The sequence below is a fragment of the Kitasatospora sp. NPDC018619 genome, assembly GCF_044391605.1.
Lineage (GTDB): Bacteria > Actinomycetota > Actinomycetes > Streptomycetales > Streptomycetaceae > Kitasatospora.
The window spans coordinates 42,124-66,532 of record NZ_JBISAI010000008.1 but is presented as its reverse complement, the minus strand read 5'-3'; the positions used below and the strand labels follow the sequence as shown (position 1 = coordinate 66,532).

The 24,409-nt window shown below is 69.9% G+C and carries 15 protein-coding genes and 2 pseudogenes; 10 read left to right on the top strand and 7 right to left on the bottom strand.

Going from position 1 to position 24,409, the window contains the following annotated elements:
• Positions 1–44 precede the first annotated feature (44 nt).
• The 5 genes from ACH5AR_RS14515 (at position 45) to ACH5AR_RS14495 (ending at position 5,338) form a co-directional block, all read left to right on the top strand.
• Complete coding sequence (locus ACH5AR_RS14515) at positions 45–1,955, top strand: helix-turn-helix domain-containing protein (RefSeq protein WP_396301725.1); 1,911 nt, start codon at positions 45–47, stop codon at positions 1,953–1,955.
• A 244-nt stretch (positions 1,956–2,199) separates the two neighbouring features.
• Positions 2,200–2,970 (top strand): lipoyl(octanoyl) transferase LipB, encoded by a 771-nt coding sequence (lipB, locus tag ACH5AR_RS14510; RefSeq protein WP_396301957.1) that lies wholly within the window; start codon positions 2,200–2,202, stop codon positions 2,968–2,970.
• A gap of 183 nt (positions 2,971–3,153) precedes the next feature.
• Entirely contained in the window at positions 3,154–4,107 is a 954-nt protein-coding gene (gene lipA, locus ACH5AR_RS14505) for a lipoyl synthase (protein WP_396301724.1), read from the top strand.
• A 195-nt stretch (positions 4,108–4,302) separates the two neighbouring features.
• Positions 4,303–4,539 (top strand): hypothetical protein, encoded by a 237-nt coding sequence (locus ACH5AR_RS14500; protein WP_396301723.1) that lies wholly within the window; start codon positions 4,303–4,305, stop codon positions 4,537–4,539.
• Positions 4,540–4,648: 109 nt separating this feature from the next.
• Entirely contained in the window at positions 4,649–5,338 is a 690-nt protein-coding gene (locus tag ACH5AR_RS14495; protein ID WP_396301722.1) for a DUF4191 domain-containing protein, read from the top strand.
• Between the two features lie 119 nt (positions 5,339–5,457).
• On the opposite strand, the gene ACH5AR_RS14490 is transcribed toward ACH5AR_RS14495, so the two are convergent.
• Positions 5,458–5,925, bottom strand: coding sequence for an RDD family protein (locus tag ACH5AR_RS14490; protein ID WP_396301721.1), 468 nt, complete (start codon positions 5,923–5,925; stop codon positions 5,458–5,460).
• Positions 5,926–6,200: 275 nt separating this feature from the next.
• Between ACH5AR_RS14490 and glnA the strand changes: the two genes are divergently transcribed.
• Together glnA and ACH5AR_RS14480 are read left to right on the top strand one after the other, a co-directional pair.
• A complete protein-coding gene (gene glnA / locus ACH5AR_RS14485; protein ID WP_396301720.1) occupies positions 6,201–7,613 on the top strand; it encodes a type I glutamate--ammonia ligase in 1,413 nt (470 codons plus the stop codon).
• Positions 7,614–8,168: 555 nt separating this feature from the next.
• A complete protein-coding gene (locus tag ACH5AR_RS14480) occupies positions 8,169–8,774 on the top strand; it encodes a tyrosine-type recombinase/integrase (protein WP_396301719.1) in 606 nt (201 codons plus the stop codon).
• A gap of 175 nt (positions 8,775–8,949) precedes the next feature.
• Here the strand turns inward: ACH5AR_RS14480 and ACH5AR_RS14475 are convergent, their stop codons facing one another.
• The 4 genes and pseudogenes from ACH5AR_RS14475 to ACH5AR_RS14460 form a co-directional block, all read right to left on the bottom strand.
• Positions 8,950–9,297, bottom strand: coding sequence for a hypothetical protein (locus tag ACH5AR_RS14475; RefSeq protein WP_396301718.1), 348 nt, complete (start codon positions 9,295–9,297; stop codon positions 8,950–8,952).
• A 768-nt stretch (positions 9,298–10,065) separates the two neighbouring features.
• The gene (locus ACH5AR_RS14470; protein ID WP_396301717.1) at positions 10,066–10,293 is read right to left on the bottom strand and encodes a hypothetical protein; all 228 of its coding nucleotides are present in this window, start codon (positions 10,291–10,293) and stop codon (positions 10,066–10,068) included.
• 314 nt (positions 10,294–10,607) lie between these two features.
• Positions 10,608–11,495 carry a transcriptional regulator gene (locus ACH5AR_RS14465; protein WP_396301716.1) on the bottom strand — a complete coding sequence of 296 codons (888 nt, stop codon included), beginning with the start codon at positions 11,493–11,495 and terminating at the stop codon, positions 10,608–10,610.
• A gap of 239 nt (positions 11,496–11,734) precedes the next feature.
• Positions 11,735–11,803 (bottom strand): annotated as a pseudogene (locus ACH5AR_RS14460) (hypothetical protein); the annotation flags it as partial.
• Positions 11,804–12,657: 854 nt separating this feature from the next.
• Between ACH5AR_RS14460 and ACH5AR_RS14455 the strand changes: the two are divergent.
• The 3 genes and pseudogenes from ACH5AR_RS14455 (at position 12,658) to ACH5AR_RS14445 (ending at position 15,605) form a co-directional block, all read left to right on the top strand.
• Entirely contained in the window at positions 12,658–14,106 is a 1,449-nt protein-coding gene (locus tag ACH5AR_RS14455) for a replication initiator (protein ID WP_396301715.1), read from the top strand.
• Positions 14,103–14,312 carry a helix-turn-helix domain-containing protein gene (locus tag ACH5AR_RS14450; RefSeq protein ID WP_396301714.1) on the top strand — a complete coding sequence of 70 codons (210 nt, stop codon included), beginning with the start codon at positions 14,103–14,105 and terminating at the stop codon, positions 14,310–14,312. Before ACH5AR_RS14455 ends, ACH5AR_RS14450 begins: the two co-directional genes overlap by 4 nt.
• Positions 14,312–15,605 (top strand): annotated as a pseudogene (locus tag ACH5AR_RS14445) (tyrosine-type recombinase/integrase). The gene ACH5AR_RS14450 and the pseudogene ACH5AR_RS14445 overlap by 1 nt, the downstream one beginning before the upstream one ends.
• A 66-nt stretch (positions 15,606–15,671) precedes the next feature.
• Here ACH5AR_RS14445 and ACH5AR_RS14440 read toward each other — a convergent pair.
• Together ACH5AR_RS14440 and ACH5AR_RS14435 are read right to left on the bottom strand one after the other, a co-directional pair.
• Positions 15,672–16,016 (bottom strand): hypothetical protein, encoded by a 345-nt coding sequence (locus ACH5AR_RS14440; RefSeq protein ID WP_396301713.1) that lies wholly within the window; start codon positions 16,014–16,016, stop codon positions 15,672–15,674.
• Positions 16,017–16,207: 191 nt separating this feature from the next.
• The gene (locus tag ACH5AR_RS14435) at positions 16,208–23,977 is read right to left on the bottom strand and encodes a polymorphic toxin-type HINT domain-containing protein (protein WP_396301712.1); all 7,770 of its coding nucleotides are present in this window, start codon (positions 23,975–23,977) and stop codon (positions 16,208–16,210) included.
• Between the last annotated feature and the right edge of the window lie 432 nt (positions 23,978–24,409).

Sequence of the window (24,409 nt, the reverse complement as noted above, 5' to 3'; positions counted from 1 at the left end):
TTTCTCGGAACCGACGGAACCGACGCCGATTGGCAGCACGCACCATGAACCATCCTCAGGAAAGCGCCGCTCCCGCCCTGCGGCGGCTGCTCGACCTGCTCGCCTCCGGCGCCGCGACCGAGGACTTCGCCGACGTGCTGGCCGACGCCCGCCGCCGCGGGGCGCCGGCCGCCGTCCTCGCCGAGATCGACGACGCCACCTGGCAGGCCCTGCGGGTGCACCGCACCCTGCGTCAGCACCGGCGCCGCGAGGCCGAGCTGACCGCCCTGTTCGACACCGCGGGGGACCTCGCCGCCTCCCGGGACCTGGACACGGTGCTCCAGGCGATCGTCCGCCGGGCCCGGATGCTGCTCGGCACCGACACCGCCTACCTGACCCTGCCGGACGAGGCCGCCGGCGACACCTACATGCGGGTCACCGACGGCTCCGTCTCCGTCCTGTTCCAGACCCTGCGGCTCAGCCTCGGCCACGGCCTGGGCGGGCTGGTCGCGCAGACCGCCCGCCCGTACGCCACCCCCGACTACCGCACCGACGAACGCTTCCACCACACCGGCACGATCGACGCGGGCGTGCTGGACGAGGGCCTGGTGGCGATCATCGGGGTGCCGCTGCTGCTCGGCGGGCAGGTCATCGGCGTCCTGTTCGCCGCCGACCGCTCGCCGCGCGCCTTCTCGCCCGACGAGGTGGCGCTGCTCTGCTCGCTGGCCGCGCACGCCGCCATCGCCCTGGACACCGCCAAGTCGCTGGCCGACACCCGGGCCGCGCTCGCCGAGCTGAACGCCGCCAACGAGCTGGTCCGGGCCCACTCCGCCGCCGTGCAGCGCGCCGAGCAGGCGCACGACCGGCTCACCGACCTGGTGCTGCGCGGCGCCGAGGTCCCGGACGTCGCCGCCGCCGTCGCCGCCCTGCTGGGCGGGGAGATAGCGGTCCTGGACGCCGAGGGCGAGCCGCTGGCGGGGCGAGCCGCCCCCGCCGCCGAACTGGCCGAGGCCCTCGCCGCCTCCCGCGCCGAGGGCCGCTCGGTACGGCACGGCGAGCAGTGGGTCTGCGCGGTGCTGGCCGGGCACGACGCGCTCGGCACCATGGTGCTGCGCGGGCGGCCCGAGCTCGACGACGCCGACCGGCGGCTGTTCGAGCGGGCCAGCGTGGTCACCGCGCTGCTCCTGCTGCTGCGCCGCTCCGTCGCCGAGACCGAGAACCGGGTCCGCGGCGACCTGCTCACCGACCTGCTGACCGCCCCGGAGCGCGACCCGGCCGGGCTCACCGCGCGCGGCCGCCGGCTCGGCGTCGACCTCGCCCGGCCGCACCTGGTGCTGGTCGCGGAGCCGGCCGACGGGAAGACCGACGAGCGGGGACGGCTGGCGGGCGCGGCCCGGCGCTACCTGTTCGGCTCCCGGGGCATCTGCGCCGAGCACGCCGAGACGGTGGTACTGCTGGCGCCCGTCGAGGCCGGCGGCGCCGGCGACCCCGAGGAGACCGCCCGGCGGGCCGCCGAGCGGCTGGCCCGGCTGGCCGGGTTCCCGGTCACCGTCGGAGCGGGCCGCCCCGCCGCCGGGCCCGCCGCGCTGGCCGCCTCCTACGGCGAGGGCCTGCGCTGCCTGCGGGCGCTGCGGGTGCTGGGCCGCGCCGGGCAGGGGGCCTCCGCCCGGGCCCTCGGCTTCCTCGGCGTGCTGCTCGGTGACGGCCACGACGTGGAGGGCTTCGTCGGCGCGACGCTCGGGCCGCTGCTGGACTACGACGCCCGGCGCGGCACCGAGCTGGTCCGCACCCTGCGCGCCTACTTCGACTGCGGGGGCAGCCTGACCAGGGCCAAGGACGAACTGCACGTCCACGTGAACACCGTGGTCCAGCGGCTGGACCGGGTCGAGGCGCTGCTGGGGCGGGAGTGGAACCAGCCGGAGCGCTCGCTGGAGCTCCAGCTCGCGCTGCGGCTCCAGCTGCTCGCGGGGGGCTGAGCGGGGCGGGGAGTCCTTCCCCGGGTGGCGGTCGCCGGGTTGATGGTCGCCGGGGCGGTGGGCCCGGGCGGCGGTGCTCCCGGGGCAGCGGTCCCGGGGCGGCGGTCGCCGGGTTGATGGCCGCCGGGGCGGTGGGCCCGGGCGGCCGGAGGGCTTCGGCCGGGCTGGGCGTACAGTGGCGAGGTTGGTCTCGAACGCCTGGCAAGGAGCGGCAGCGGTGAGCGAGAACGTGCGTTTCGTCCACATGGGCATAGGTGAGCGGACCGTGCCCTACCAGGAGGCCTGGGAGGAGCAGCAACGGCTGCACGCGCTGCGGGTCGCGGACGAGATCCCCGACACCGTCCTGCTCCTGGAGCACCAGTCGGTGTACACCATGGGCAAGCGCACCAACCCCGCCGACCTGCCGCTGGACGGCACCCCGGTGGTCGAGGTCAACCGGGGCGGGGAGATCACCTGGCACGGCCCGGGCCAGCTGGTCGGCTACCCGATCGTCAAGCTGCCCGACCCGATCGACGTCATCGCGTACGTCCGTCGGCTGGAGGAGGCACTGATCCGCACCGCCGGCGAGTTCGGCATCGGGTCGACCCGGGTCGAGGGCCGCAGCGGGGTCTGGGTGCTGGGCGAGTCCATCCCGGACGCCGTGGTGGACCCGGCGCAGGTGGTGGACATCGGCAAGCTGACCCTGCGGATGGGCCTGCCGCTGGGCATCGACCCGCGCCTGGCCGGCCCCGAGTACGCGCCCTCCAACGCCGGCCAGCGCGGTGACGACCGCAAGCTCGCCGCGATCGGCGTGCGGGTCGCCCGCGGGGTGACGATGCACGGCTTCGCGCTCAACTGCGACCCGGACATGACCTGGTTCGACAAGATCGTGCCGTGCGGCATCCGGGACGCGGGCGTCGCCTCGCTCTCCGGCGAGCTGAAGCGCGGGCTGTCCGTCGCCGAGGCGGCGCCGGTGGTGGAGCGGCACCTGGCGGACGTCTTCGCCGAACTGCCGGAGCCGGCGCTCCACCGCTGATCCCGGCTGCTTCCGGCTGTTCCGCCCGAAACCCCGGACTGCTGCCGGAAACCCCGGCCTCCCGCTGGGAATCTACCGACCGGTAGCCATGTTGCCCTGCGATTGCAGGGCAACCGCCCCGGCGAAGGCCGTACAACCACAGGCGTACCCTGGGGGTACCCCGTCTAGTTCTAGGAGTCGCACGTGTCCGCTGTCGCGCCCGACGGCAGGAAGCTGCTCCGCCTGGAGGTCCGCAACAGCGAGACCCCCATCGAGCGGAAGCCCGAGTGGATCAAGACCCGCGCGAAGATGGGCCCGGAGTACAACGCCCTCCAGTCGCTGGTGAAGAAGGAGGGGCTGCACACGGTCTGCCAGGAGGCCGGCTGCCCCAACATCTTCGAATGCTGGGAGGACCGCGAGGCGACCTTCCTCATCGGCGGTGACCAGTGCACCCGCCGCTGCGACTTCTGCCAGATCGACACCGGCAAGCCCGCCGAGTTCGACCGCGACGAGCCGCGCCGGGTCGCCGAGTCCATCGTCACCATGGACCTCAACTACGCCACCATCACCGGCGTCGCCCGCGACGACCTGCCGGACGGCGGCGCCTGGCTGTACGCCGAGACCGTGCGCCAGGTGCACGCGATGACCGCCGCCCGCGAGGCCGGCCGCACCGGCGTCGAACTGCTCATCCCCGACTTCAACGCGGTGCCCGAGCAGCTGGCCGAGGTCTTCTCCTCCCGCCCCGAGGTGCTCGCGCACAACGTCGAGACGGTGCCGCGGATCTTCAAGCGGATCCGCCCGGCGTTCCGCTACGAGCGCTCGCTGGACGTCATCACCCAGGCCCGTGCGGCCGGGCTGGTGACCAAGTCCAACCTGATCCTGGGCATGGGCGAGACCCGCGAGGAGGTCAGCCAGGCGCTGGCCGACCTGGTCGGCGCCGGCTGCGAGCTGATCACCATCACCCAGTACCTGCGCCCCTCGCTGCGCCACCACCCGGTGGAGCGCTGGGTGAAGCCGCAGGAGTTCGTCGAGCTCCAGCAGGAGGCCGAGGAGCTGGGCTTCGCGGGCGTCATGTCGGGCCCGCTGGTGCGCTCCTCGTACCGGGCCGGCCGGCTGTACCGGCAGGCCCTGGAGCGGCGCGAGCAGGCCGCGGTCTGACCCCGGTCGGTCCCCGGTCTGACCCCGGTCGGTCCACCGACCGTTTCGAGCCATGGAAGGGCGGAGTCGCGGCTCCGCCCTTCCCGGTCTTCACCCCGCTTTGACTGCCTGGTCACGGGCTGGTAACACGGGGTGGGGAGGCTGGACGCCTGGTGAGCGTTCGATTCTTCTCAGCCACGGGAGGAGCTGTTCGGCATGCGGATGCGGATCCGATCGATGGGGGTGGCGCTGCGGTTCGCCGAGAGCGTCCTGCTGGCCCCCGGGCAGCGGCACGCCCGCCGCAACGCGTGGGCGGCGGTGTGCGAGGACCGGCAGCACGCGGCGGACCGCCGGCACGACCGGGCGGTGACGGCGGCCGGGACGGTGCCTTCGGTGGCCGGGACGATCGCTCCGGTGGCCGGGACGGTGGCGGGACGGGCCGTAGGACCCTAGAGCCCGGGCGTCGCTCTGTGCGACGGTGCGCCGGCCCGCGGGTCACGGTTGGGGCGAACGGGTACCCGGGCTTGGATATCCCGTACCCGTGCCACGTACCATGAGCGTTATGGCGAGGGAAACATCCGAGAACCCCGGGCGACTGAAGCAGATCCGCCTGGCGTACACCATGACCAAGAAGGTCGACACCAAGATCGGCCTGATCATCGCCGGCGTCGGCCTGCTGACCTTCGGCGTGTTCCTCGCCATCGGCTTCGCGATCGAGCATCCCGTCTACCTGGGCATCCTGGGCTTCATCGTGGCCGTGCTGGCCATGGCGATCGTCTTCGGGCGCCGGGCGGAGCGCGCCGCGTTCGGGCAGATGGAGGGGCAGCCGGGCGCCGTCGCGGCGGTGCTGGACAACATCCGGCGCGGCTGGACCTCCAACACCACCCCGGTCGCCGTCACCCGCAACCAGGACGCGGTCTACCGCGCCGTGGGCCGGGCCGGCATCGCGCTGATCGGTGAGGGCAACCCGAACCGGGTCCGCCAGCTGCTGGCCTCCGAGAAGAAGAAGATGGCCCGGGTGGTCGGCGACGTGCCGGTGCACGACATCGTGGTGGGCAACGGCGAGGGCGAGGTCCCGCTGAAGAAGCTCCAGATCCACCTGATGCGCCTGCCCCGCGCCATCACCGCCGCCCAGGTCACCGAGACCAACGACCGCCTGCGCGCGCTGGGCGACCTGCTCTCCAAGGCGCCGATCCCCAAGGGCCCGATGCCCAAGGGCGCCCGGATGCCCAAGGGCGGCCAGTCCCGCTGACCCTCCCTCCCTGACAACACGGGAACGGCCCCGCCGCGGAAGCTCCGCGGCGGGGCCGTTCCCGTGTCACGCGCTGCTCGGGGCGCGGACCGGCCGGAACGCTCCCCGAATCCGGACCTCTAGATCCGGACCTCGACGGTCCCGACCGCCTTGTCGTGCAGGCCGCGGGTGTCGCGGTCCCAGACCAGCGGCGGAACGACCAGGCACAGCAGCAGGGTGCGCAGCAGGACCTGCGGGATGGTCGCGCGGCGGCCGTCCAGGCGCACCACCCGGAGGCCGAACAGCCGCTTGCCGACCGTCGTGCCGGTGGTGGACAGCAGCAGGGCCGCGACGAGGAAGTACAGCGGGCTGGTCCAGAGGTTGGCCTCGGCCTGGTCGCCGCGGGCGATCAGCCCGTACGAGATCAGGGCGACGAGCCAGCCGTCCACGAACAGCGCGCCGATCCGGCGGCCGGGGCCGGCGATCGAGCCGGGGCCCTCCTTGGGCAGCCCGAGGCGCTCGCCGCGGTGGCCGAAGTCGGCGCCCATCTTCTCGGCGGCCGCCCGGGGGCCGTCGATCCACGATCCCAAAGCTTCTCTGGTGTCCACGAATCCACACTAACCGGGCTGACGCCTCCCGCCGCCACCGGCTCCCCTCCGGCCGGGCCATCGCCCCCGACCGGGTGAATCGTCGGTCCGGTACTTTCCGAGTGGTCCAGACCACTCAGGGGAAGGTATCCAGCTGGGCATGGTGATTTGTCCGCTGCCGTACGGCTTTGCCAGCCGTCCGGCATGCGTGGTTAACATCGAGGAAACGAGCGGGTCACCGGCCGGAAACGACCCATTCCTATGGTGAGCCCAATTTCGCACGCCGAGGAGGATGGATGTTCAACAACGCCGCCGAAGTGAAGCAGTACATCCAGGACAACGACGTGAAGTTCGTCGATGTCCGGTTCTGCGACCTGCCGGGCGTCTTGCAGCACTTCTCCGTACCTGCGGCGACCTTCGACCCGTCCGAGATCCTGATGTTCGACGGCTCGTCGATCCGCGGCTTCCAGGCCATCCACGAGTCCGACATGGCCCTGGTGCCGGACCTCGCCACGGCCCGCCTCGACCCGTTCCGGGCCGAGAAGCACCTCAACATCAACTTCTTCATCCAGGACCCGGTCACCGGCGAGGCGTACAGCCGCGACCCGCGCAACGTCGCCCGCAAGGCCGAGGCCTACCTGGCCTCCTCCGGCATCGCCGACACCGCCTTCTTCGGGCCCGAGGCCGAGTTCTACGTCTTCGACTCGGTCCGCTTCGAGACCAGCGCCAACGCGTCCTTCTACCACATCGACTCGGAGGCCGGCGCCTGGAACAGCGGCGCCGCCGAGGGCGACGCGCGCGGCTACAAGGTCAAGTACAAGGGCGGGTACTTCCCCGTCCCGCCGGTCGACCACTTCGCCGACCTGCGCGCCGAGATGTCGCTGGAGCTCGCCAAGGCCGGGCTGGAGGTCGAGCGCCAGCACCACGAGGTCGGCACCGCCGGCCAGGCCGAGATCAACTACCGGTTCAACACCCTGCTGCACGCCGCCGACGACCTGATGCTGTTCAAGTACATCATCAAGAACGTCGCCTGGCGGAACGGCAAGACCGCCACCTTCATGCCCAAGCCGATCTTCGGCGACAACGGGTCGGGCATGCACGTCCACCAGTCCCTGTGGAGCGAGGGCTCGCCGCTCTTCTACGACGAGCAGGGCTACGCCGGGCTCTCCGACACCGCCCGCTACTACATCGGCGGCCTGCTCCGGCACGCCCCCTCGCTGCTCGCCTTCACCAACCCCTCGGTGAACTCCTACCACCGCCTCGTCCCGGGCTTCGAGGCGCCGGTCAACCTCGTCTACTCGCAGCGCAACCGCTCCGCCGCGATCCGCATCCCGATCACCGGCTCCAACGCCAAGGCCAAGCGCATCGAGTTCCGCGCCCCCGACCCGGCCTCCAACCCCTACCTCGCCTTCTCCGCCATGCTGATGGCCGGCCTCGACGGCATCCGCAACAAGATCGAGCCGCTGGAGCCCGTCGACAAGGACCTCTACGAGCTGGCCCCGGAGGAGCACGCCAACGTCCCCCAGGTCCCGTCCTCCCTCCCCGCCGTCCTGGAGGCCCTGGAGGCCGACCACGAGTACCTCCTCGCCGGCAACGTCTTCACCCCGGACCTGATCGAGACCTGGATCGACTACAAGCGCACCAACGAGATCGCCCCCATCGCCCTCCGCCCCCACCCGCACGAGTTCGAGCTCTACTACGACCTCTGAACCGCCCTCCCGGGGCACCCGCGCGGGGGCTCACCGAGCCGATGCGCGTCACACCACTCCGAAGCCCCGCCAGGCACCGCCTGGTGGGGCTTCTCCCCTCGCCCCTGGGCCTCCAACAAACCCAGCCGAGCCCGACCCGCCGGCAAGGGGCGCGGACACCGTCCGCCCCCACCCTTGCGTACCCACCACTCCCCGTCCACCCGGACGGCAGCCTCCGACCCTGCCGCTGCGACAGGCTCCACGAACCCATATGACCACACCCGCGCCTCCGCGCTCTGACCCCTCGTCACCGGACCTGACCGCCGCGCGCCCGATGCTCAGGTACGCCGTTGGCCGCGCTGCTGTTTCATCGTCAGAGGTGCTGCTGCAAGCGCTGACGATGGCCTACATCCACTCCGTGATCAAGTCGTCTCTGAAGCAGGCCGTGCGCGAGGAGGAGATCCCGCGCACCGTTCATACCGGGGACGCCCTGGCCGCGCCGCTTCAACCCGTTCACCGCCGACGAGGCCCGCACCTTCTTCACTGCCGCGCAGGATAACCGCTTGCACGCCCTGTTTGAAGTCGCCCTCCGCACCGGATCCCGCAAGGAGAACTCCTCGGCCTGCGCTGGGAAGACCTCGACCTCGACATTGGCACGGCCAGCATCCGCCACACCCTCCAGCGCACCGCCACCGGCGACCTGACCACCCTCCCCACCAAGACCGCCGGCTCCGAACGCCGCATCGCCCTCCCGGCCGCCTGCGTCACTCGCTCCGCGCGCACCTCGTCCGACAGGCCGAGAGAAGCAGCAGGGCAGCGCAAGCTGGGTGGACACTGGCCTCCTGTTCACCCGCGGACGGCCATCCCATCGAGCCCACCACCCTCACACGGCGCTTCAACGCGCCACTGCACCGCTCCCCCGTGCGGGCCATCCGGTTCCACGACCTGAGGTACTCGACCGCGCCCCTCCTCCTGGAACAAGCCATCGAACTCGTCGTCATCAAGGAGCTGATGGGTCACGCGCACATCGGCGTCACCGCGACGGTATATGCCCACGCCCGTCTCCGCCTCCAACGCGACACCATCGACCTCCTCAGCCACTCGCTCGGCAGTCGCTCCGAAGCGGCCAGCGAGCCCCACAACGGCGACGACCCACCGCTTCGTGCAGCACCCGTCCGCTGACGTTGCCGTCAACTACTGCCGTCGGATGCCGCAGCGGCCCCATCGGAGTCACATTCCGACGGGGCCGCGCGTGTTTCGAGCTACGTCGAGTCACATCGCCGCGTCGGCATCAATCAACCACGCTTCGAAGTCATCAACATCATGGAAGCGGAAGCCATTAACCTACAGCCCACGGTTAAAGTCGGCAGTCAATTAGCGACCGGGCGACCTCATTGCCTGCTCCCGTATTAGAAATCCAGGCGCGACTGCCCAGCTCGGGCTCCCAAGAAAGCCGGTCAAGCTCGTCGAGAACCAGCTGGACAACTTCGCCAGCCTCCCCTTCCCACGGCAAGAATCCCTCTGCGGCAAGTTCGCCAATCGCGATCAAGTCATTTTCAAACAAAAAGTGAAGAAGATCGGCGAAGAACTCCTTCAACGGAGCCCCCTTTGCCCCTTCCCGTGCGGCCCAGATGAGCTGATCGATGGGGACCCAGTCGTCCATCCCTTCGATCAGTACGTCGGCGAATACGCGACTGTCAATCATGGCAAGTGAACCTTCATTGGCTTTCCGCCGCTACCAGGCTGGATGTCTATTGTAGCTCCACCAGACGCAGAGGCCGTTCTCCACTGGATCACGCTGCCATCTGGCAATCGATACACCTCGGGGGATCTTTGGGCCTCGCGCTGGAAGTTGCTCAGCGCCAGCAGTCCAGCGCTCGAAAGCATCGCGCATGGTCTGCTCATCAGGGATCTCCCGAACGTGCCCCTGCCTTCCGGCGGGAAGGTTATCGAAATCAGACCTCCTAAGAGGATTCTGCAGGTCCTCGATGGTGCCATTCGAGGAAACCACAAATCTCGGGCACGAAGAGTTGTGGACGAGGACCGGAGTGGCGCCTGCGAGCACATAGGACGTGTGCTACGCGACCCTTCTCTACCTGCTTTTTCGCAGGTTGACGGTACGTCGGTGTCCGTGGATGTGCGCTGAAGTCCGTGGTTGTTGCCGTCGCCGCTGCCGTCAGATGTGTAGACCAATCGCCCTTGCCGACGGCTGCGCGCGTGATCCTACTGCCAAGCTCCGGGCTCGGCGCGGAGGACGGTACGGGTGGTTTGCTCGCACGACTGGTGGCCGGTCTGCGCGCAGTGGCCGGCGATCCAGCGCATCAGCTCCTCGGGGTGTGCATCTCACCGGACGCGGCGGCGCAGTTCCGTTCTTCGCCGGTGACGCAGCCCGCCTCGAAGGTTGGCAGCGCCATGGGGTCGGTCACGGTGGTCACGTGGTACTCGCGGAACCGGTAGCGGGTGGCCTTGCCCGTCAGCCATCCCCGTTCCCGTCAAGGGGGCCGGCGTTCGCAGGTTCTCCCTCCTCGGCCACCTCCTCCTGCGGCGCCGGGATGCGCTCTCCGCTCGACTCGGCGACCCTGAGCGCGTCCGACAGGGCCTCGGTCAGCCGGCAGGCGAGCCAGCGGTACTCGATCACCGACTGCGCCTTGGCTCCGGGGGCCAGGATGCCCCGGGCGTACTCCAGCAGCTCCTGACTCATGCCGAGCTGCACGGCTTCGATGCCGTCAGCGAGCGTCGAGATGTAGCCCTTGCCGTCGGTGCTCAGGTAGCAGGGGCGCCCGTCCTCGGTGCTCCATCGGCAGCAGGCGGGGTCCCGCCATGCCCGACGCCGCTTCGTGCAACTCCCTGCGACGCAGACGGTCCGCGTCGCTCCTCGGCATGCCCACAGTGGATCTCCGGCCTCGGTCGCTGGAACAGGACGCGGCGACGTAGTGACCTGACTGTCCGTCAATCCACGCGCCCAGCAGGGTTGATACCAACGCAAGGGCCGCGAACTGCCACGCTACGTAGCAGCTATCCGACGACACCCAGGTAGCCGGCCATCTCGCGCATGTCGCTGGTCAGCGTGCGCTTGCGCTTGCTCAGGATGTCCTGCATCGTCTCGGCCACCGAGTTCTGGTGCCTCAGCCACTCGGGGGCGGCTTCACGAGCGCGGGTCAGCTCGTCCATGGCCGCCGACAGGTCTCCGGTTCGAGTGTGGGCTCGGGCTACGTCCAGGGTGAAGCGGTTCCCGTCGTTCGTGCTGGGCCTGCCCAGTCGCTTCCACGCCTTCAGTGACAGCTCGACCTCTTCGCCCGCCTTGCGCACCACCGCGCGGGCGTCCCCGACGACCATGGAGTCTTCCAGTGCCTTGATGGCGGCGGTCACCGGGCCGAAGACGGACCAGTGCCGGGAGACGTTGCGGTGTGCCGTGCCGACGGCGGTTGCCGCCACCCGCGCCGCCCTGCGGTATTCCTTGGCCTCGTCTGGGCGGTTGTTGCGTGCCGCCGCGGCTGCGGCCTCCATGGCCAGACCGCCCCACACCGCGTAGTGGTCGGGTTCGGCGCCGGTGATCTTCAGCTCCACCACGTCCATGCTCTGGGCGGCGATCCGTTCCGGCTCCTCCAGCCGGCCTTGCCGCACCAGCAGCCAGCACATGCAGCCGACTCCGGACCCGGCGGCGAGCAGGTCCCCGCCCTCCCGGGCGTCCGCGATGGCTCCTCGCAGGGCCGTGTAGGCGATGTCGTACTGCCTCACCTGCGTGAGGTAGGTTCCGGCCAGGCGCAACGCCTCGGCGCGGGCGAGCAGGGCTTGCCGGTGCTCCTCGCCGCTGTCGAAGTGGGCAACGGCCCGCCCGGCGTCCCGCAGCAGACCGGGCAGTCGGGTGGCGCCGCTCTGGTAGCTGTCGGAGAAGTACAGCACCCGTGCGTCTCGAACCGTTCGCGCGTAGCGCGCAGGTTCGGTTCCTCGCCCACGGCCTGGGCGTCCTGGTCCACCAGCCCCACCGCCGGGGTGAGCGCGGCGCGAAGCTGGATGACGTTGAGCCGGTTCGGCTCCTCCGCCCGTCCCACGGGCTCTGGCGCGTCGGACGCGACGAGCGCCGCCGTGGGGATGCCCATCGCGCGGGCCAGAGCGTGAAGCGTCTCCATACGGACCGTTCCGCCCTGCTCGACCTTCCGGACCGTCGCCGGGGACAGGCCCGCCGAGTGGGTGAACTCCTCCTGGCTCATCCCGGCGCGGCGCCGGTACTTCCGTACGTTGTCCGCGAGTTCCGTCGTCATCTGCTCACCACCTCCAGCGCCACGGTACGCCTGACGGGCAAACTGACCGGGCTCTCCGGGCAGATACCCACCCGGGACGGTGCCCCACCGCCACGCACAGCGTCGGGCACGCGGTTACTGGAGCGGCGCGGCGCCGGAGCCTCCGGCAGGCTGCGGGCCTGAGCGGGACGGGTCCCTCGTCGGTCGGGCAGCTTCGCCGGACCAGGGTTCTCCGGGGGCCGCCAAGGCTCACCGGGTGACGTTTGCGCTCGGCCTTGGCGGTCCCCGGGGGTTCCTGGTACGCCTCCGGGGGCCGGCCGCAGTTCCTCCGCCACTTCCACACCCTGAGCGCCCCGAAGCCGGTGGGGCCCCCGTCCCGGTTCCGGCCGTGGAACACCCGTCGGACCCGATCGCGCCGCTCGACCTCGCACCGGCCTCCGAGTCGGCGCTTGCCCCGGCTGTGATCCTCGCCGCTGAGCCTGAGCCTGCTCCCGTGCCGGCCAAAGAGGACCGCGTCCGCCGCGCTCCCGGCCGTCCCTGAGGCCCTGCTGATCGCTGCCGGCGCATCGCCGAGATCCATCAGGCCGAACGAGGCAAGCACATCACGCCTGGTCAACTGAAGGCCCGCCTGGGCGTCACGCTGCCGCTGGCCACCGCCGCACACGCTCAGCTCTCCGCCTGAAGCCCGCCGGCCCCCTCCCCACCTGACCGACCCCTGCCCGACCGGGCTCGATTCGCCATGCCCCGAGCAGCACCAACACGCCTTCCTGAATGGCTGGTTGCTGCTCGGGGCCACCCCACCCGACAGAAGGGACACGCCCCGAATGGTCACCCTGGACCGGCGCCACGTGGCAAGCCCCGCCCTGCGGGACCTGATCGACCTGGTCAACCTCCCCGATTTCGACCGCGCGCACCAGCAGTTCGACCACCTCGGCGGCTGCACCGAACCCGTGCGCCTGATCGGCCAGACCACCACCATCGACACGGCAACCGGCGAGGTACTGCGCTCCTACACCACCGCCGACGAGCCCACGGGCAGCCTCCTGACGGCCTGCGGCAACCGCCGCGCCTCGCGCTGCCTAGCCTGCTCCCGCGTCTACGCCGCCGACACGTTCCAACTGATCCGGGCGGGCCTGACCGGCGGCAAGAGCGTCCCGGACACCGTCCGCACCCACCCCCGCGTGTTCGCCACGCTCACCGCGCCGTCCTTCGGCCCCGTCCACAACCGCCCCACCGACGCGGGCGGTGCCCTGCGGCCCTGCCGCTGCGGCAAGCTCCATGAACCCGCGGACGCGCTGCTCGACACACCGCTGGACCCGAAGACCTACGACTACCCGGGCGCGGTGCTGTTCAACGCCCACGCCGGAGCCTTGTGGGCTCGTTTCACGATCTACCTGCGCCGTGAGATCGCCGCCCGGCTCGGCCCGACCCAGAAAGCCGCCCGCGCGGTGCTGCGCGTCTCCTTCGCCAAGGTCGCCGAGTACCAGAAGCGCGGCCTGGTCCACTTCCACGCCGTGATCCGCCTCGACGGCCCGGACGGCAGCACCCAGCCCCCGCCGCCCTACGCCACCGTGAGCGTGCTCGCCGACGCCATCCGGGCCGCCGCCGCCCGCGTCTCGATCAGCGTCGTCTCGGACGCGGTCGGGCAACGCGAACTCGCCTGGGGCGAACAGCTCGACGTGCGCGAGATCGCCGCCTTCGGCACCAACTCCGAGCTCACCGATCACGCGGTCGCCGCCTACGTGACCAAGTACGCCACCAAGTCCGCCGACTCATCCGGCGCTCTCGACCGCGCCCTGTTCTGCCGCCCCTGCCAGGGACGCGGCCTGACCCTGGCCGCACACGGAACCCCGCTCACGTGCACCGCCTGCGGCGGCACCGGACAGGCCCGGCCTCTGCCCCGCCTCGCCGTCGAACGCCACGTGCGGCAGATGATCCGCACCTGCTGGGAACTGGGAAAGCGCCCGGAGTTCGCCGACCTCAAGCTCTGGAAGTGGGCGCACATGCTCGGCTTCCGGGGCCACTTCTCCACCAAGTCCCGCTGCTACTCCGTCACCCTCGGCCAGCTGCGCGACGACCGCCGCACCTGGCGCACCGAACAGGCCCGCGCACACGCCGGCCTGCCCGACCTCGACCCGAGCACGACCCTCGTCATCGGCCACTGGGCCTACCACGGCTCGGGCTACAGCCCCGGCGCGGAACTCCTCGCCGCCGCCGTCTGGCACCGCAGAGAAGCGGAACGGCAGTTCACAGCAGTGGGCGGCCCCTCATGAGCGCTCTGCTCCCCGGACCGGGGACGGGCGAAGACCTACTGACGGCTCCCCAGGTCATGGCCCGCCTCCAACTCGGCCGCTCCGCCGTCTACGACCTGCTCCGCACCCGGCAGCTCGCCTCCATCACTCTCGGCCGCGCCCGCCGCGTCCCCGCCCACGCTCTCACTGACTTCATCCGCACCCGACTCGAACAGGAAGCCGCCTGATGACCGCACTCCGCGACACCCCCGCCTCCCGTCGCGTCCGCGCCAACGGCGACGGCACCGTCTACCAGCGCAAGGACGGCCGCTGGGAAGCCGCCGGCTACGTCCTCGCCCCCGGCGACGCCCGCAAGCGCGTCCGCGTCTACGGCATCACCCGCAAGGAAGCACTCGCCAAGCTCACCGAGAAGATCGCCGCCAGCAACCGCGGCGTCCCGGTCGTCTCTGTCCAGGGCAGCCTGGGGGCGTACCTGACGTACTGGCTGGAGAACGTCGCCGTCCACCAGCTCCGCGAGAACACCCACGCCCGCTACACCGCCTGCACGAACCGCTACCTCATCCCCGGCCTGGGCAAGAAGAAGCTCGCCAAGCTCTCGGCCAAGGACGTCCGCACCTGGCTGAACCAGCTCCGCGCCTCCTGCCAGTGCTGCGCCCGTGGCCTCGACGTCGCCCGTGACCACCCCCGCTGCTGCGCGACCGGTACGTGCTGCGGCAAGCGGCTCTCCCCGCTGACCCTCGCCTACATCCACTCCGTGCTCAAGTCCGCCCTGGAGCACGCCGTCCGGGAGGAAGAGATCCCGCGCAACGTCGCCCGCAACGTCCGCACGGGCACACCCCACCCCCGCCGCTTCGAACCCCTCACCGCCGACGAGGCCCGCACCCTCCTCTCCGCCGCTCAGGGCCACCGCCTCCACGCGCTGTTCGAACTCGCGCTCCGCACCGGACTCCGCAAGGGCGAACTCCTCGGCCTGCGCTGGGAAGACCTCGACCACGCCAGCATCCGCCACACCCGCCAGCGCACGCGCCGGCGGCCTGACCACCCTCCCCACCAAGACAGTCAGCTCCGAACGCCGCATCGTCCTCCCGGCCCCCTGTCTCCTCGCACTCCGCGCCCACCGCAGGCACCAGGCCCAGGAGAAGCAAAAGGCCGGCGCGCGCTGGGTGGACAGCGGCCACGTCTTCACCCGTCCCGACGGTCACCCCATCGAACCCGCCACCCTCACCCGGCACTTCAACGCGCTCCTCCGCTGCGCACGCCTCCGGCAGATCCGCTTCCACGACCTGAGGCACTCGACCGCGACCCTCCTCCTGGAACAGGGCGTCGAACTCGTCGTCATCAAGGAACTCCTCGGACACGCCCACATCGTCGTCACCGCCACCGTCTACGCCCATGTCCGGCTCCGCCTCCAACGCGACGCCATCGACCTCCTCGGTCGCACCCTCGGCAAGCGCTCGCAGGCCGCCGCCGACCCCGAGGACGGTGGCGACCCGCCGCTGTGTGCAGCCCCCGTCCGTTGACGTTGCCGTCAACTACTGCCGTCAAGACGCTCCGAGCGTTGCCAGAGGCATCGAAGGTGAATCGGATCAGGAATCAAGGGTCATCGGCTGACCAGCGACCCATTTGATATCCGAGGCGCTGATATCGAATACCTCTGCAAACTCCCGGAGAACGGCTTGCTCGTCGATGTCGCCAACTCGATACAACACCACCCCTTTAATAATGTTCTCAGGGTCGTCAATTACCGCAACGAGTGCCTGGGACGGCAGTCTGACCACTGCAAATCCGAGCCCGTCCTCATCTTCTGGATACTCGAAGCTCAGATCAGCGAACGGCTCCTCCCGGGCAGTTTGCGCAAACATGGCAAGTGCCGCCTTCTCGCCCCCCGCCCGCTCCCAGAACGAAATCCCTACCTGCTCCCAGCCAGACATTCAGCCTTCTCTTTTCTTCGCAACCAGAACTCGCATACGCAACCCAGATCCGCAATCGCGACCGAGGCCCCATGGACTACCCGGCCGGTTGCACCAAGCAGAAGCTTGGTGCAACCGGCCGAGCGCGTGATCACTCAGAACCACACGGAAGTCCCGCGTAGGCCAAGCGATCAAATCAGCTGGTCGGTAGACTAGCCAATTTGCGTATTCTTACTGATGAGGATTGGAATCTTTGCAAATCCATTCTCCAACCTCACCCCGGGAACCCTTCCAACTTCCCACCACACATATCCGGGGAATGCCTCCCGAGGGCGAATAGTGGTATAGAACTCCACGCCTCGGGCGCCATCAGGAAGCGGGCCGATATGGGCCTTCGCGGCTTCATCTCCTCCCAAGCGGGAGAGTCCACCCCAAAGCTCACCATTCTCCTGCTGCAGCCGTGCATGCTCATCGGTCTGAGTCGGCGAGGCCTTTCGATGGAAAGGACCATGAAGCAGCGTTTCCTGCGCCTCTTGCGCCGCCTCATCGCCCGTTTCCCCACAATTGTGAACCAGGATCGGCGTGGCGCCTGCGAGCACATAGTACGTGTGGAGGTCGGCGATGGTGAGGTCGTAGGCGACCTGGGGGGCGGTGTCGTAGTTCCTTACTGACAGGACCGTGGGGGTGCGGCCGTCGATGGTGCGGACCGTGTCGCCGGGGGTGAGGTCGGCGGCGTCGGTCCACTGGCGGGTGGTCTCGTCCCAGAACGGGTGGTGCTGGGTGCTGGTGAGCGTCTCCACGGTGCCGGCGGCGCCGTCGGGGCTGTCGACCTGGAGCTGAAGGTCGGTGAAGTGCTCGTCGTCCGGGGTCCGGATGGTGCGGACGACCGACTTGGACTCGGTCTCTCCCGTCGTCGGATCGGTCGCCTGGACCTGGTCACCGAGTCGGAGGGATTCGATCGTCTGGGTCGTGCCATCGGCGAGGAGGACACGTGTGCCGGGCGGGAAGCTGTGCGGGGCGCCATCCGGTGAGCCGCCGCACGCGAGGAGGGCCAGCGCGTCGGACGCCCTGTCGGCGATGGTTTCGGCCTTTTCGGCCGCCGAGAAAGCCTTCCCGGCCTTTCCGGTCAGCGACACCGCACGCCCACCGGGGACGACGCCCGCGAGGTTCTGGACGGCGTTCATGTACTTGCCGTCGGCGACGTCCATGAAGGTGGCACCCGCGACGCCGATGACGTTCAGCCCGGGGACGTACTGAAGCGCGTCGAACGCTCCGCGGAGGTTCTCCTTGAGCGACCCGCCGCGGTGCACGATGTGCATGTGCGGGCTTACGACATTGGGGTGCTCCCTGCTCCCGCTCCACTGGTTCCAGTAGTTCTCGGTCCAGGTACCGTCGTCCTCCAGCTTGAACGTCTCGGTGGTGACATAGCCCTTGTCGTCGTAACAGGTGCCGAATCCGCCGCAGACCCCCTCGGGCCGCAGTCCGTTGGGGTCGGAGAGGTTGACGGGGTTGCTGTTGCTGTACGCGTAGCCGTTGATCTGTTGCGGGTCGGTGAGGTCGAGGACCGGGTCCACCGAGATGAAGCGGCCGTTCTCCGCGTCGTACTCGCGGGCTCCGAGGTGGGTGAGGCCGGTGGTGGCGTCGTTGGTGCCGCCGACGAAGCCGCGTTCGCTGGGCCAGGACGCCGGCTTCTTGCCCCGGAGAGTGCCGAAGGCCGTGGTATCGCCCCGAGTGGCGGCGAGGCTGTCGCCGTCGATGGTGAGTTGGGCGGTCCCTTGCCGATCGTTGATGAGGTAGTTGAGGCTGCCGTCCGAGCCCTTGACGAGGGTGGCGTTGACGAGGGAGATGTAGCGCGTGCCCGTGACCTTGTTCGCGACCTTGTCGAGCTTGAGCTCCTGGCCGTCCAGGTAGAGCGTCACCGCAGCGGGCTCTCGGCGCAGGAGGCGGTTGCCGTTCGCGTCGTAGAGGAAGGTCGTGCTCTTGCCCGCGGTGGTGGACTTGGCGAGGTGGCCCTCGGTGTCCCATTCGAGGCTCTGGTCGCCGTCGGCGGTGACCCGGCGGACGGTGTTGCCGGCCTCGTCGTAGGTGAAGGTGTCGGTCCTCGCACCGGTGCCCGTGATGTCCACCCGGGACAGGGCGTGGGGCCGGGTGCCTCCCGCCGCGGGATAGGTGGAGGAGCGCTGGGTCTGGTCGCTCTGCTGGTTCTCCGTGGTCTGGGTGAGTTGGGCCCAGGGGAGCCAACTGCCCGTGGTGAAATCCCGCTTGGTGTAGTTGAGGACTCCTCCTGCGGCTGCGATCAGCTTCAGGTTGCCCGAGGAGCTGACGACCGCCGCGGACACCATCTGGTCGAGCCGGCCGACGGCCGCACTGACGTTGCCCCACTGCTGCCAGCTGCCGGCCGGGTTGCGGACGGTGTGCCAGATGCTCCCGCCGGCGATCACGGCGACTTCGAGGCCGGCGCCGGTCGCGGTCGCGCTGATGCCGGTGGACGAGGTGAGTTCGCCGGTGACGCCGTAGACGTCGCCCCACTTCTGCCAGCTGGCGTCGGCGTAGCGGATGGTGTGCCAGAGCTTGTCCCCCGCGATGACCATGACCTCGAGACCGGTGCCCGTGGCCGCGCTGGTGATGCGGGTGGCGCCGGTGAGACTGCCGGTCTCGCCGTAGACGTTGCCCCAGGCTTCCCACTGGCCGTTGGGCTTGCGCACGGTGTGCTTGAGCACGCCGTCGGAGAGGGTCAGGACCTCCAATCCGGAGGCGGTGGCGGACAGGGACAGCTGGTTGGGGTCGGCGATCGGACCGACGACACCGGTGACGTCGCCCCAGGGCTGCCACGAACCGTCCGCCTTGCGCAGGGTGTGCCAGATCCTGCCACCGGCGACGGTCATGATCTGCAGGGTGTTGTCCGCCCAGGCTGCCGCGACGTGCTCGACCGGGGCGGTGAGAGCGCCGGCCTGGGTCGTGGTGTGCAGGTTCTCGTAGTTGCGCCAGGTTCCGTTGGCGCGCTGCTGGGCGAGGTAGGCCTGGCCCTCGGCGATCGCGACGGAGGCGGTCTGGCCGTCACCGGCGATGGCGACGGAGCTCACCTTGGTGGTGTCCATCAGCGGGCCCGCGGCGGCCCCGCTGGTGCGGTTGGTCGCCTGGGTCCGGTTGCCGGCCGCGTCGTAGGTGTAGCTCGTCCAGTACGGGTCGACTCCGCCGACGTACGGGCTGCTGGTCGGCGTGGGCCGGGCGACGCAGTCGTCGGTCGCCGACCAGGCGTTGGTCAGGCGTTGCGCGAAGTCGTACGTGTAGCACTGGGTGTCCGTGACGGCGGCGTTGTCGCGGTCGTCACGGACCCGGGTGATGTTCCCGACCTGGTTGTAGGTATAGACCTTCTTGTCGAGGACCTGCGGCCCGCCCCTGTCCCGGTCCGTCCGGACCAGTGCGAGGCGCTTGGTGGCGTCCTCGTAGACGTAGCTCTGGACGGCACGGGAGCCGAAGGGGCCGGCGATGCTCTGTGTGACCTGACCGTAGGCGTCATACGAGTTGCCGTGGGAGTAGACCCGGTTGCTGCCGTCGCTCACGGTGGTGGGCAGGCCCAGCAGGGTGTAGTTGCGGTGGATGCCCTCCTGGGGGAGTCCTCCTGCGGCCGGGTAGGTCGTGGTGTCCGCGAGCCCCGTGTTCGGGGTGTAGGTCTGGGAGGTGGTGTAGGTACCGGCGAGGGCACCCTCGCTGTCCGGGATGGTGACGGTGCTGCCCAACGGGCGGGCGGCGCCGTCGAATCCGGTGATGCCGGTGGTGTAGGCCTTGCCGTTCTCCCAACGGGTGCTGCCCGTGGCCATGCCGTTGCTGCCGGGCAGGGTGTCGTAGGCCCACTCGGTCAGCTTGGTGCCGGTCGTGGAGCCGTCGAACATCGCGGTCTTGCGGCCGAGGATGTCGTACGTGTAGGCGAGCGTCCTGCCGCGGGCGTCGGTGACGGTGGCCAGGGTGCCGTCCGGGTTGTAGGTGCTGGTGGTGGTGCCCCTGTCCGGGTCGACGGCCTTGGTCTGGCGGCCGAGCAGGTCGTACTCCCAGGTCCAGGCGTTGCCCGCGGCATCGGTGAACCGGGTGAGCTTGCCGGCCGGGTTGTAGGTGTACTTGAGGGCCTCGTAGGCGGAAGCGTCGGCGCCGATGTCCGGGCTTCCGGTCTTGTAGTGCCGCACCTCGGAGGTGCGCCCGCGAGCGTCGGTGATCGTGAGCGTCGGTGTCCCGCCCTCGGGCGGGGTGGTCGCGCCCCAGTTCACGCCGTAGCGGGTGGTGGTGCGCCATTGCTCCTTGTTCAGCGATTTGAAGATGCTGGCGGTGGGCCGGTCGAGACCGTCGAACTCGGTCTCCGTCTGGGACGGGACCTTGTTGTCCAGACCGATCCACAGCACCGCTTCCGGGGCCCCGGTGGTGTGGTACGCCACGTTGGTGCGGTAGACCCGGCCGTGGCTGTCGTAGAAGCTGTCGGTGATGTTGCGGCCGCCATCGACGTCGTATGCCTGTTCCTGGACCTGGCGCGAGCGCAACAGGCCGTCGTACAGGGCGATGCCGGTGCGGTAGGCGCCGTTCTCCAGCAGCGTCCGGGTCGTGATGGCGGGCTGCTTGCCGGGTTCGATGGTGTAGGTGTAGGTCGCGTTGGGCGAGGCGCTCTTGTCCCGGCCGGGGTTCCACACGGCGGTGGTGCGGCCGAGGGCGTCGTAGTCGACGTACGTCGTGCGGTTGTTGGCGTCGACGACCTTCACCGGCTGGGCGCGCAGGCCGTCGTAGGTGGTGGTGGTCGTGAACTTCTTGGGGTTGGTGGACTGGACGACCGTGGCCTGGGAGCCGCTCGCCGGGGTGTAGGACGTCGTGGTCTCGGCGTTGTTGACGTCCCTGACGGAGGTGGCTCGCCCGTACTGGTCGTACGTGGTGGCGCTGACCGTCTGGTAGTGCGGGGTGGCTCCGTCGTAGCGGTCCACGGATTCCGTCGTGGTGGCGTTGCCCTTGCCCGGCTCCGGTGCGGCTCCGAGGGGCCTGCCGTCGTAGGCCGTCCTGGCCTCGCTCGTGACGGTCGTCGGCGTGGCCCCGTCCGAGCAGAGTGTGCTGGTGGTCTGCACGTGCTGCGGGTAGGAGACGAGCCAGTTGGCGGTGTCCGGGGTGACGTAGGTGGTGCGGGTGCACTGCTCGTCACCGGTGACGCCGGTGTCGCCTTCGTCCGAGACCGTCGTGACCTGACCGTAGTCGTCGAAGGTGCGGCTCTGGCGGAGCGTGCGGGCCGTGCTGCCGTCCGGCTGGAGCGCCGTGGTGGTCTCGCTGACGGTGCGGACCATCGTGGCGGTCACCGGCGGCAGGGCCGTGGCCTCGGGCCGGTTGGGCTCGGCCGGCAGGGTCGTGGTGGGCTTGCCGTCCTTGCTGGGCAGGGCCTTCACCGCGCGGCTCGCGGTGCCGCGGAGCCAGGGCTCGTTCACCGTGCTGGTGAGGGGCTTGCCGCCGTCGCTGTCGTCCTTGTCGTAGACGATGGTCTCGCGGGCGAAGCCGGCCAGTTCGTTGCTGTCCTTGACCCCGCGGAGGGGGCTGACAGGCCGGGGTTTGCCGTCGGCGAGGGTGTCACCGTCCATACCGCGGAAGTAGACGGTCTCGCTCAGGCTCCTCGCGGAGTCGCCGACACGGGTGCGGACCCGCTGGTAGCCCCGGAAGTCGTTCCAGGTGCGCTCCTTGTCGGCGGTGAACTCGGAGGTGTCGCGCCGCCAGGCCGCCCCGTCGAGGTACTCGTAGCTCGTGACCTTGTCGGGGGATCCGGAACCGGCCACCAGGTCGTGCTCGGTGACCTTCTCCACGAGGTACTTGTGGAACCAGTCGAGGACCGGGTCGACCGCTCCCTCAGGTGTCCACCAGGACGGGTAGCAGCGCCTGGTGTTGCTGTCCGGCGAGGGCAGGGCGCCTGCGACGCAGTCGGCGGCCGTGTACGTGATGTCGGTGTTGGAACCGGTCTCGGAGGTGATCCGAGTGATCCGGAACCGGTACAGCGGCGACCGGCCCTCATCGGAGTCGACCCGGTTGGGTAGCGGGTCGTTCCCGTGGCCGAAGGTCACCGGCTGGAGGACCAGCGGGGCGGTGCCGGCCTTGGCCGTGCGGGTGATGGACTTCAGCCACAGGGCCCGGCCGCCGCTGCTGCCGGTGGCGGGGAAGTCCTGGTCCAGGCTCCAGCTGTCGATGTCCCGGTAGCTGCCGTCACCCTGGAGGGCCTGGGTGCTGATGCCCGTCAGCCGCCTCTTGGACCAGAAGGTCGGGGCGCCGTTGCGGCAGTCCTCGCCCTTGTCGCAGGACTGGTCGACGGGGGTGTCGTACCAGTAGGCGGCATTGGCCTTGGTGAAGGAGCAGTCGGCCGCCGTGCACCGGTCCGCGGTGGAGAAGGCCACCTTGCCCGCGGGCGATGCGTTGTAGACCTGGCCCGCGCGGTGGCCGTACTCGATGCGGTTCAGCGTGGCGGCACGGGTGTACAGCGCATCCGCCTTGGGGGTCGCCGTGACGGCACCGCTGTTCCTGGCGTAGGCGTTCTTCTCCTGGTCGTAGAAGTACGCGGTCGCGTTGCCGTGCGGGTCGACGACGTAGTCCAGCTGCCAGCGCCACGCCCGGTCGCGCCAGGAGTCCTTGAAGGCGGGCGCGTAGCCGGGTTCACCGGGCTGGTTGCCGAACACGGGCACGGTCAGGGCCGAGCCGGTCTCGGGCTTGCCGCTGGCCCAGCCGGGCAGGCGGTTCTTGCCGAAGAAGTACTGGGTGCCGTCGGTCGTGGTGACCTTCCAGTACTCGTTGTCCGTGTCACCGTTGGCGGTGTCCGACGCCGTGCCGTTGAGCTTCTCGACACGCGAGCCGTCGTCGTTCGACAGCTTCCACGTGCCGGAAGCGTCGTCGCGTACCAGGGCGGAGCTGCTGCCGTTGAGCGAGATCGTGGCGTTGTCGGACTTCCAGCACAGGTCGCCGCCCTTGTCGGGCGCGTTGCTGCCCGACCCCTTGTCAGCCGCGCAACCGGTGTAGCTGCGTTCGATGAAGCCGGGGTTGTAGTCCCAGCCGTCGCCGATCCACGAGGACTGGTTGTTGGTGGACGCGGTGCGTCCGTCGATGGCCGCGGACGAGTAGGTGAGGGCGACCTGGGGAGTCAGGTCCCCCGGCACCGGCGGCACCTGGATCGGGTAGGACCAGTTGAAGGAACCGCTGTTGCCGCTCACCGACCAGGTACTGGACGCGGAGAGCGAGGTCGCCTTGTAGCTGCCCTCCGGCCCCGACGCCCCGGCGACGGCGGCCAGCACCGTCGCTCCGGCGGCCGAGGTGCCCGCGGCCTGGGCGAAGGACGCCTTGACCGTGCCGTCGGAGGGCCGGCCACCGGGGGCCGCCACCGCGACCTCCGCCGTCAGGGTCCCGGCCCTGTTGTCGTTCGACGCCGCCACCGGCGTGGTCGTCCGGCACTCCGGCTGGTCCGGGGTGGTCAACGCGCACGAGGGCAGCTGGACAAACGTCAGGCGGGATCCCCAGTCGGCCCCGAACGACTCGCGGAAGGCCTTGTAGTCGAGCTGGACCCGGGCCTTGTCGGGCGTCGGGCTGCCTGCTACCGGCTCCAGGTCGACCAGGACGCCGTCGAGACCCACGGTGGCCGCGGCCGCCCGGTCCGACAGGCCCACCTTGACCTTCGACGGCCCGCCCACCGCCTGGTCCTGCCCGAGGGAGGCGACGGTCAGCGGCAGGCCGGGCGCCTTCGCCTCGGGGGCGGACTTCTGCGCCGAGGCCGCCGGCAGGTCGATCTCGGCCTTCCCCGGCCTGGGCCATGCGGCTGCCGGAGACGCGGTCGAAGGCTGGGCCGCCTTCGGGGCCGGGCGTTCGACCTCGACCTTCACCAGCGGAACCGGTTCGACACGCTGGGGGGGCGGGAGCTTGGCCGCGTTGTCAGCCGCGACCGCGATGGCCGGAATCTGGACGGCAGCTGCTATCAGCGCCACGACCGCCATGGGCGCGACTTTACGGAGCACAGGACGCGTTATTGCCTCGGACCGACGCTTTCGCGGTCCTGGCGAGGCGCCCGTGTCGGATGGATACATCCGTTTCTTCCTCTTGATCGTGTTGTGCGGGTGCGATCGCACCCGGCGGGACGCTACCAAGAAGGCCGGACAGCCATACCTTTGACGGTTCGTCGCCCTACCGTGCCGAGGGCTCTTTATCTCTCTTCCGTAACTCCTTCACATACGCACCGACACCCCTTCGAGCCGTTCCCATACCGCAATGGGCGGCTTTGCCTCGTAATGCCCCCAAGACGCGCTCACGCTCCGCACCGTGTGATCACGATGTGGTATCCGATTTCCCCTTCCCACCAGAACCGGCCACGTCGAACTCCATCGGATCGTCACCGCCCACTTGCATGATGGGGACGCCCGCGAACCGAA